Annotated in this window: 8 protein-coding genes; 2 read left to right on the top strand and 6 right to left on the bottom strand. The window is 70.5% G+C overall.

Annotated elements, in window-relative coordinates; genetic code table 11:
- Positions 1 to 24: 24 nt before the first annotated feature.
- The 6 genes from Csp2054_RS08695 to Csp2054_RS08665 all read right to left on the bottom strand — a co-directional run bounded on the left by Csp2054_RS08695 (position 25) and on the right by Csp2054_RS08665 (position 6233).
- On the bottom strand, positions 25 to 1119 hold the full coding sequence (locus Csp2054_RS08695; RefSeq protein WP_096898904.1) for an alkene reductase: 1095 nt from the start codon (positions 1117 to 1119) through the stop codon (positions 25 to 27).
- Positions 1120 to 1171: 52 nt separating this feature from the next.
- The gene (locus Csp2054_RS08690; protein WP_176491626.1) at positions 1172 to 1384 is read right to left on the bottom strand and encodes a hypothetical protein; all 213 of its coding nucleotides are present in this window, start codon (positions 1382 to 1384) and stop codon (positions 1172 to 1174) included.
- Between the two features lie 116 nt (positions 1385 to 1500).
- Positions 1501 to 1944, bottom strand: a complete 444-nt coding sequence (locus Csp2054_RS08685; protein WP_096898902.1) for a MarR family winged helix-turn-helix transcriptional regulator — start codon at positions 1942 to 1944, stop codon at positions 1501 to 1503.
- Between the two features lie 400 nt (positions 1945 to 2344).
- Entirely contained in the window at positions 2345 to 4942 is a 2598-nt protein-coding gene (locus Csp2054_RS08675; protein WP_096898901.1) for an MMPL family transporter, read from the bottom strand.
- 79 nt (positions 4943 to 5021) lie between these two features.
- Positions 5022 to 5672: a TetR/AcrR family transcriptional regulator gene (locus Csp2054_RS08670; RefSeq protein ID WP_176491625.1), complete on the bottom strand. Its 651-nt coding sequence runs from the start codon at positions 5670 to 5672 to the stop codon at positions 5022 to 5024.
- A gap of 54 nt (positions 5673 to 5726) precedes the next feature.
- Complete coding sequence (locus tag Csp2054_RS08665) at positions 5727 to 6233, bottom strand: GNAT family N-acetyltransferase (RefSeq protein WP_141399189.1); 507 nt, start codon at positions 6231 to 6233, stop codon at positions 5727 to 5729.
- 190 nt (positions 6234 to 6423) lie between these two features.
- On the opposite strand from Csp2054_RS08665, the gene Csp2054_RS08660 reads away from it, so the two are divergent.
- Together Csp2054_RS08660 and Csp2054_RS18385 are read left to right on the top strand one after the other, a co-directional pair.
- Complete coding sequence (locus Csp2054_RS08660) at positions 6424 to 8556, top strand: alkaline phosphatase family protein (protein ID WP_217990895.1); 2133 nt, start codon at positions 6424 to 6426, stop codon at positions 8554 to 8556.
- Positions 8553 to 9155 (top strand): hypothetical protein, encoded by a 603-nt coding sequence (locus tag Csp2054_RS18385; protein ID WP_217990894.1) that lies wholly within the window; start codon positions 8553 to 8555, stop codon positions 9153 to 9155. Before Csp2054_RS08660 ends, Csp2054_RS18385 begins: the two co-directional genes overlap by 4 nt.
- Position 9156: the final 1 nt, after the last annotated feature.

Raw genomic sequence — 9156 nt, 5'->3', positions numbered from 1 at the left:
CCCGTCCGTTCCGGGGCGCGTCGACTACGCGACGGCCGCCCGCGAGTCGGCCAGCGTCGGGTAGTCGGTGTAGCCCTCGGCGCTCGCACCGTAGAAGAGCTCCGGCCGCGGCTCGTTGAGCGGCGCGTCCTGCTCCCAGCGGTCGGCGAGGTCCGGGTTCGCGATGGCCGCGCGACCCACGGCGACAGCGTCGGCGAGGTCGGCGTCGAGGAGGCTGACCGCCTCGTCGCGGGCGGTCATCGACGAGAAGCCCGAGTTCGCGACGAACGGGGCACCAACGGTGCGGCGGATGTGCTGCACGAGCTCGCTGCCCGGCTCGGCGTTCAGGACGTCGACGAAGGCGAGGCCGAGCGGCGCGAGCCCCTCCGCGACGGCGGTGTAGGTCGCGCGGACGTCGGCGTCGTCCTCCTCGAGGACGCCCTGGATGTTGTGCTGCGGCGACAGCCGGATGCCGACGCGGTCAGCGCCGATCGCCTCGGCGATGGCGGTGGTGACCTCGACGGCGAAGCGTGCGCGGTTCTCCGGGGAGCCGCCGTACTCGTCGGTGCGGGTGTTCGAGACGGGCGAGAGGAACTCGTGCACGAGGTAGCCGTTCGCGCCGTGCACCTCGACACCGTCGAGTCCGGCGGCGATCGCGTTGCGGGCGGCCTGCACGAAGCCCTGGACGGCCTCGCGGACCTCGTCGGTCGTCAGCTCGTGCGGGACGGGCATGTCGGCCTTCGTGCCGTCGGGGAGGTGCGTCTGGCCGGGGGCGGCGATCGCGCTCGGACCGACGATGCGCGGCGTGTCCGAGATGGCCGTGTGGGAGACGCGGCCGCCGTGCATGAGCTGCATGACGATGGTGCCGCCCTCGGCGTGCACGGCGTCGGTGACGCGGCGCCAACCGGCGATCTGCTCGTCGGTCTCGATGCCGGGCTGGCCGGGGTAGGAGCGGCCCTCCTGGACGGGCCAGGTGCCCTCGGTGATGATCATGCCCATGCCGGCACGCTGACGGTAGTGCTCGACGAGCAGGTCGTTCGGGATGCCGTGCTCACCGGCGCGGGTGCGGGTGAGCGGTGCCATGACGATGCGGTTGCTGAGGTGCAGTGCGCCGAAGTCGGCGGGTTCGAAGAGCTTCACGTGTCCGTTGAACCACCTGTTGCCCGGTGCAATTCCGTCTCGCAGGAGATCGTCAGCGGGTGGGGCACACGAGGGTCGACGAACGGACCTGACCCTCGGGACGGATGACCTGGTGCAGGGAGAGGGGCTGGCCGCAGATCGGGCAGGGGCGGTCCACCGTGCGGTCGTCGATGCCCTCGGGGTGGCCGGCGCCGATCTGCGACGGGCCCATCTTCTCGATGAGCGTGGTGTTCCACTTCTGGTACCAGCGTCCGAGTCGTCCCAACTTCGGTCCTTTCGTTCGTGCACGAACCATTCTGCCACGAAGGGTGTGCGGGTGCCAGAGTGGAGGGTCGGATCCGCGCGGAGCGGCCGTCGGATGATGCCGTCACGGAGACTCGGTCAGATCGTGTCGGCACGGTCGAGCAGCGCCGTGAGCTCGTCCTTCAGTGCCTCGAGACGTGGCAGCGGCCAGCCGAGCCGGTCGGTGACCGCGAGCGGGACCTGCTCGGCGCGGTCGCGGAGTGCTCGGCCCGCCGTGGTGAGGGAGACCTCGAGCTGTCGTTCGTCGCTGCTGCTGCGGGCCCGGCGGACGTAGCCCGAGGCCTCCAGGCGCTTGAGCAGGGGGCTGAGCGTCGGGGAGTCGAGGCGGAGCTCGTCGGCGATCTCGCGGACCGACCGTGGCTCGCGCTCCCAGAGGGCGAGCATCACGAGGTACTGCGGGTGCGTCAGACCCATCGGCTCCAGCAGGTCGCGGTAGAGGGCGATCACGGTGCGGCTCGTGGCGGCGAGTGCGAAGCAGAGCTGCCGGTCGAGGGTGAGGGGGTCGACGTCGGTCTCGGTCATGGGTGCACCCTACCGTTCGTGTGCGAACGATCGTCGGGTGCGGGTGCGGGTGCGGGTGCGGGTGCGGGTGCGGGTGCGGGTGCGGGTGCGGGTGCGGTTGCGAGTGCGGGTGCGGGCCGGGTGCGAGTGCGAGTGCGGGTGCGGGGCTGCGGTGTGCGTTCGGACCCATCACGCCTGACGTAGGAAGCCGGATCGCTCGTAGGAGGTCGTCCCGAACGACTGCCTACGAGCGATTCGGTCACCCACGAGCGATTCGGTCACCCACGAGCGATTCGGTCACCCACGAGCGATTCGGCCACCCACGAGCGATTCGGCCACCGAGCCCACGCCCGCGGACGCACAGGAGGCGCGGTGCCGGTCACGGGGACCGGCACCGCGCCTCCTCGGGGTGCGACGGGCGCTACGCGCGGTGGGTCGGGGCGTGCCCCTCGTGCGGGTTCGCGTCCGGCTCCACCGACGCCGCGTGCGACCCGTGGTGCACCGCGTCGTCGCCACGATCACCGGTCGGGTGCGACCGCTCGAGCTTCGCGCCCTCCACGTCGACGTCCGGCACGATGCGGTCGAGCCACTTCGGGAACCACCACGCGCTCCGACCGAGCAGGTGCATGGCGGCCGGGATGAGCAGCATGCGGACCACGAACGCGTCGAGGAGCACGCCGAACGCGAGTCCGAAGCCGATCGGCTTGATGGTCGACGAGTCCGAGAAGATGAAGCCCGCGAACACCGAGATCATGATGATCGCCGCTGCCGTGACCACCGCCCGTCCGGCGTGCAGGCCCCGCTGGACCGCCACCTTCGCCGAGGCGCCGTGGGCGTACGCCTCGCGCATGCCCGACACCAGGAACAGCTGGTAGTCCATCGCGAGCCCGAACAGGATCCCGATCTCGATGATGGGCAGGAAGCTCAGGATCGGGGCCGGGTCGTGCACCCCGAACACCGACCCGAGCCAGCCGAACTGGTAGATCGCCGTCAGGCCGCCGAACGACGCGAGGACGGACAGGATGAACCCGGCGGTCGCGGTGATCGGGACGAGGAACGACCGGAACACGATGATCAGGATGATCAGTGACAGGCCGACCACGACCGCGAGGTAGAGCGGCAGCACGTTCGAGAGCTTCTCGGAGACGTCGATGTTCGCGGACGCGTTGCCCGCCACGCCGAGCGTCGCCGTGCCGCCGTCGACCGAGACGTCCTGCGCACGGAGGTCCTTGACGAGCTGCTCCGTCGAGACGCTGTCCGGTCCTCCGGCCGGCTTCACCTGGAACGCGATGATGTCGCGGTCGTCGGAGGCGCCGATCGGCAGGACGGCCTTGACGTCCGAGTTCTTCTCGATCGCCTCGCCGATGGTGACCTCGGTCGCGGTGACGTCGTCCTTGCTGACGGCCTTCGGCAGGTCGGCCACGACGAGCAGCGGGCCGTTCTGGCCGGCACCGAACTCCTTCTCGAGCGTCTTGTACGCCTTGTACTGGGCGGAGTCGGTCGCCTCGGACGAACCGGACGGCAGGCCGAGACGCATCTGCGTGGCCGGCAGGGCGATCGTGCCGAGCACCGCGATGCCGGCGACGAGGGTGATGACGGCGCGCCAGGTCGACATCGGCGCGTTCGGCACCCGGACCGAGTCGGTGTTGCCGATGCGCTCGCGCTCCCCGCGGCGGAGGATGCGCAGGCCGAGCAGCGACAGCAGCGCCGGCGTGAACGACGTCGCGATGAGGATCGCGAAGAACACCGCGACGGCGCCCACGGTCCCCATCAGCCCGAGGAACGGGATCCCGGTGATGTTCAGGGCGAGGAGCGCGACGATGACGGTGGTGCCGGCGAACACGACGGCGTTGCCGGACGTGCCGTTCGCCAGGCCGATCGACTCGTGCACGCCCATGCCGGCCTTGAGCTGCGTCCGGTGTCGGTTCAGGATGAACAGCGAGTAGTCGATGCCGACCGCCAGGCCCAGCATCACCCCCAGGACCGGCGTGACCGAGATGAACTCCACGAGGCTCGAGAACGACAGCGCGGCGAGCGACGCGACCCCGACCCCGAGGACGGCGGACACGAGCGGGATCGCCGCGCCGACGACCGTGCGGAGCATGAGGAACAGCACGATCGCGGCGATGATCACACCGATGATCTCGCCGGGCCCGAGGATGGACGGCACGCCCTGCGAGATGTCGTTCGAGACGTAGACGTCGACTCCGCTGATGTCCGCCGAGTCGGCCTTGTCCGAGATGGCCTGCTTCGTCGACTGCGGGACCTCGTACGTCGACTTGGTGAACTGCACCGTGCCGATCACCGTCGAGCCGTTCGACGACACGAAGCGGATGCCCTTCGACAGGTCGAGCAGTCGGGCGTTCTGGTCGAGCTCGTCCTTCGCATCGGCGAGCTGCTGCTTGCCCGAGTCGAGCTGCTGCTGCGACGCGTCGAGCTGCTGCTGCTTGGCGTCGAGCTGCTGCTGGGCGGCGTCGATCTGCTGCTGCGCGGCCTGCTGCGCGGCACTGGTGAGCTGCGACGCCTGCTGCTTCTGCTGGTCGATCTGGTCCTGCGCGGCCGCGATCTGCTGCTTGCCGGCGTCGATCTTGCTCTGCGACGAGGAGAGCGTCTGCTCCTGCTGCGCGAGCTGGTCCTTGCCGTCCGCGATCTTCTGGCGGCTCTCGTCCAGACGCTGCTGGGTGGCGAACCCGTCGGTGATGCCCTTCACCCCGTCGAGCTGCTCCAGGCTCTTCAGGAAGTCCTGGACGTCCGACTCCTGCTGGTCGGAGAACGCCTTGCCGTCCTTCGTGGTGAAGACGATGGTGCCGGTCCCGCCGTTGGCGGACGGGAACTTCTTCGCCAGCTCGTCCTGCACCTGGCTGGTCTTGGTGCCGGGGATGGTGATCGACGACGAGATCGATCCGGCGAACAGGCTGTACGTGACCCCGGCGATGCCGAGGATCACGACCCAGGCGACGATCACGAGCCAGTGACGTCGGGCGGAGAATCGTCCGAGTCGGTAGAGGAGGCCGGCCATGCGGTTGCCCCGTTCCTTTCGTTGTCGGTGCTGCGGGTGCGGGGTGCGCCGGTGGACCCCGGGTTCGGAGGAGGTGCGGTCAGTCGGTGGGCATGTAGCCGCTGCGGACGCTGTGGACCAGTCGGCTCAACAGCGCGTCCCACGCGGCACGGGACTCGTCGTCGACGACCGCGCCGGGCCGTTCGCCGTACTGCTGCAGCCAGTGGTCCGCGATGACGACGATGCCGCTCATGAGCGACTCGACGAGCAGGGCGGCGTCGAGTGCGTCGGCGGACGGGTACCGCCGCGTGACCTCGTCGCGGAGGCGCTCCGTCACCCGCGAGAACGCCGTCTGCGTCAGGACGGCGGCCTTCGGGTCGGCCTTGCCCGGCTCCCCGAGGATCCGGTACATGCTCGCGATGGCGGGTGCCAGGTCGGCCCCACGTGCTGCGCTCTCGAGCTCGTCGAACATCGACGACCTGCTGCCGTCGCCCACCGGCGTCTTCGCCATGTCCGCCAGGAACCGGTCGATGATCACCGACAGCTCTTCCTCGCACACGGTGAGCAGGACCTCGTCGAGGGAGGCGAAGTGGTTGAAGACGGTCCGACGGGCGACGTCCGCCCGGGCGGCCAGGTCGTCGACGCTGAAGTCGCGGCCGCCGCGTTCGTCGATCAGACCCCTCGCGGCACGCACGATCGCGGCACGGTGCTTCGCCTTGAGAGCGGCGCGGCGGTCGGGAGCGAGGGTCACGGACTGAACACTAGGTGCATCGATGCACCGAGTGCAACGACTCGGAGGGCTTCCTCAGCCACGTCCCCCGACCGGTGCGTCCCGACGGTCGCGCAGGTCACGTCGGAACACCACGAGGTCGTCGCCGTCGGTCCAGTAGTCGGCGACCCGCGCCACCTCGTCGTACCCGAGACGGTCGTAGAAGCCGCGGGCTCCCGCGAACTGCGCGGTGGACGACGTCCGGACCACGACCAGCCGCGCTGCGTCCGCCAGGGCGGCCTCCACCGCACGCATGAGCGCGACGCCGACGCCGTCGCGCTGCCGGTCGGGGCGGACCCCGATCATCGTGAGGTCCCAGACACGGTCCGTCGCCTCCTCCGCCCGGGCCAGCGCGGCGCCGACGACCGCGTCGTCGACCCGTGCGACCAGGCACCGGCTCCCGTCGCCGTCGGCCCCCGCGTGCTGGTCGAGCACGTCCTCGAGGAACGCCGCGTCCTCGTCGGCGAACATGCCGGTGCCGACCATCACGGAGACGACCGCCGCGCGGTCCGTCGACGAGTAGGGGGCGATCGTCAGGTGCATGGTCTCGGTCCTCCCGTTTCCTCGGTGCGGCACCATCCTGCCGTGGTCGGCGCTGCCGCGCCCCACCGGACGGGAGGCGCGGTGCGGGCCCGCCCCGTGCCTCCCGTCCGGCGGGTGGCTGTGTGCATCCTCAACGCACGTTCACCTGCTGTCCCCCATCCGGGGGCGCGCGCGGCGGTAGACCGTTCTCATGAAGCTCTTGGGCATCCTCAAGCGTCGGCGACGAGCGCTGGCGCTCGCCGCCGCGGCGAGTCTCCTCGCCGGCGGCCTGGCCACTGTCGGGACCACCGCCGCCTCCGCCGATGCCGCGCACCGCGGCACCACGATCACCTCGACCGGGCTGCGCCCCGGGCAGATCAAGCACGTCTGGCTGATCATCCTCGAGAACAAGTCCTACGACGCGACGTTCACGGGACTCAACCAGAACAGCTACCTCTGGAAGACCCTGCCCAGCCAGGGCGTCCTGCTGAAGAACTACTACGGCACCGGGCACTACAGCATGGACAACTACATCTCCATGGTGTCGGGGCAGGGTCCGCAGCAGGACACCCAGTCCGACTGCAACGTCGTCGACTCGCAGTTCGGGTCCGACCGCAGCATCGTGCGGTCGGGGGCGAACGCCGGGCAGGTGAAGTCGCTCGCGAACGCCGCCCAAACGAGCGGAGCGAACGCCCCGGACGGGCAGAACGGGTGCACCTACCCGCACAAGACCCCGACGCTGTTCAACCAGCTCGACGCCGCCGGCAAGACGTGGAAGGGCTACGCACAGGACCTCGGGAACCAGCCCGGGCGTGAGGACGCGGTGTGCGGCGGACCGGGGACGTCCGACAACGACCCGGCGACGAACCCCACGTACATGACCCCGACCGCCGACCACCCGGCCCCGTCCGGCGTGACGAGCTTCACGGGTGCTCAGGCGAACGACCAGTACGTCGCCAAGCACTTCCCGTTCCCGTGGTTCGAGGGCATGACCGGGACGAAGACCGCCCACGGCACGGTCCCCGCGCTCACGAAGCCGGTCCAGGGCGGGAACGACTGCGACGCGGCGCACATCGCCAACCTCGACTCCGCGCAGAACGGCCTGTTCCGCGACCTGCAGGACGAGCGCACGACCCCGGCCTTCAGCTGGATCACGCCGAACAACTGCAGCGACGCGCACGACGCCGTCTGCAAGGGCAACAACCTGTCGGGGTCGTTCACCGCCTCGGGGCAGCCCGTCTACCAGCACGGCACGCCCGCGCCGGAGTCGACCACCCCGAAGAACCACACCGGCGGCCTCTACGCCTCCGACCTGTTCCTCAAGTACTACATCCCGATGATCGAGCGCTCGGCCGCCTTCAAGGACGGCGGACTCATCGATGTCACCTTCGACGAGGCCAACCCGCCGTTCACCTACTCGGGCAACAGCTTCAACAACGCGAACGCCTACGGCCCGACCCTCTCCGACCGGCCCGACAAGTCGAGCGGCCTGGTGTCCGACCGTGCCGGTGAGAACCTGTACGGCCGGAACGTCGCGACCGAACCGACCGGTCCGAACTCGACGCTCGGCACCGACTCCGCCGGCAACCAGCTCTACCCGGGCCCGGGCGACAACGCCTTCATCGACCGACCGCCGGCGTGCACCCAGACGTCGCCGACCAAGGTGCCGGCGAACTGCGTGCCGGGCATCGTCCGCGGTGGTTCCGGGAACACCCCGGGAGCCCGGACCGACACCGTGGCCGCGAGTGCCGCGTCGAGCTACGTGCTCGACCAGTCGATCGTCGCCGACGACACCGGGCGCGGCGTCACCGACACCGTGGACAAGACCGGCCCCGGCGGCACCAGCCCGATCCCGGCGGACACGTTCGTCGGCGCCGTCAGCGACACCGGTCCGCAGTACCCGTCGACGTCGTCCGGCTCGGTGGTCAACGGCTCGTTCCAGCTGCTCGACGCCTCCGGCGACCCGGTCACGCCGACCGGTCCGGTCTCGAGCCTGACGCTGAGCGCCGAGGGCGCACCCGGGTTCCTCAGCACCGGGCAGACCGCCGACCCGCTGTACGACGCCACCGACGCCACCCCCGGCGGCGGCGACACCGGCAGCGTCCTGATCAGCCCGCTGATCAAGCCCGGCACCGTGTCGACGACCTACTACAACCACTACAGCTGGCTGCGGACCATGGAGGACGTCTTCCAGGTCGGCCGCGGACGCGACCACGACCGGATCCCCGGTGGGACCGTGTCCGACGGCGTCGACGGGCGGGGTCACCTCGGCTTCGCCGGCCAGCCGGGCCTCGCGCCGTTCGGTCGCGACGTGTTCAACAACGCGTCGTCCTGGCGACGATGACCCGTTCCCTCAGCACCTCCGGGAGGCGATCCGAGCGGGTCGCCTCCCGGGGGTGTGCCCTCCTCGTCGTGCCGGTCCTGGCGGCCGTCCTGGCCGGGTGCACCGCGGACCACCAGCCGAGCGTGGCGAACACCTACGGTGGGATGCCCTCGTACCTCGCGACGATCCCGGCGGACACGGACGGTCTGCTCGACGGCACCGCGGCTCGCCCCGCCCTGACCTCCGAGGGTGACACCGTGCGGGTGCACCTGGCGGGCGGCGACACCGTGCTCGCCACCGTCACCGGTCCGGTCGTGCCCGGCGAGGGGCTCCCGCACCAGGGCGAGACCACGACGTGCACGTGGACGGTCTCGCTCCGGCACGCGACCGGACGGGTGCCGATCGCCCTCACCGACCTGACCACGATCGACCAGCTCGGCAACGTCTACCGGCTCGAACCGGTGGCGGGGCACGCCGGTCCGCCGAGCACCCTCGCGCCCGGGCAGCGGGCGACGTTCGAGCTGCGCACCGTCATGAAGGTCGGCGAAGGCGTCCTCCGCTGGGCGCCCGACGGTCGGCACACCGTGGCGCAGTGGGACTTCGAGGTCGAGAACGACTGAC

This window comes from Curtobacterium sp. 'Ferrero' (genome assembly GCF_002412165.1).
GTDB lineage: Bacteria > Actinomycetota > Actinomycetes > Actinomycetales > Microbacteriaceae > Curtobacterium.
This window is presented reverse-complemented; position numbering and strand designations above follow the sequence as displayed.

Coding starts and splice junctions, on each gene's coding strand:
- Csp2054_RS08685 (WP_096898902.1), bottom strand. CDS start 1,944: ATGACCGAGACCGACGTCGACCCCCTCACCCTCGACCGGCAGCTCTGC.
- Csp2054_RS08675 (WP_096898901.1), bottom strand. CDS start 4,942: ATGGCCGGCCTCCTCTACCGACTCGGACGATTCTCCGCCCGACGTCAC.
- Csp2054_RS08665 (WP_141399189.1), bottom strand. CDS start 6,233: ATGCACCTGACGATCGCCCCCTACTCGTCGACGGACCGCGCGGCGGTC.
- Csp2054_RS08660 (WP_217990895.1), top strand. CDS start 6,424: ATGAAGCTCTTGGGCATCCTCAAGCGTCGGCGACGAGCGCTGGCGCTC.
- Csp2054_RS18385 (WP_217990894.1), top strand. CDS start 8,553: ATGACCCGTTCCCTCAGCACCTCCGGGAGGCGATCCGAGCGGGTCGCC.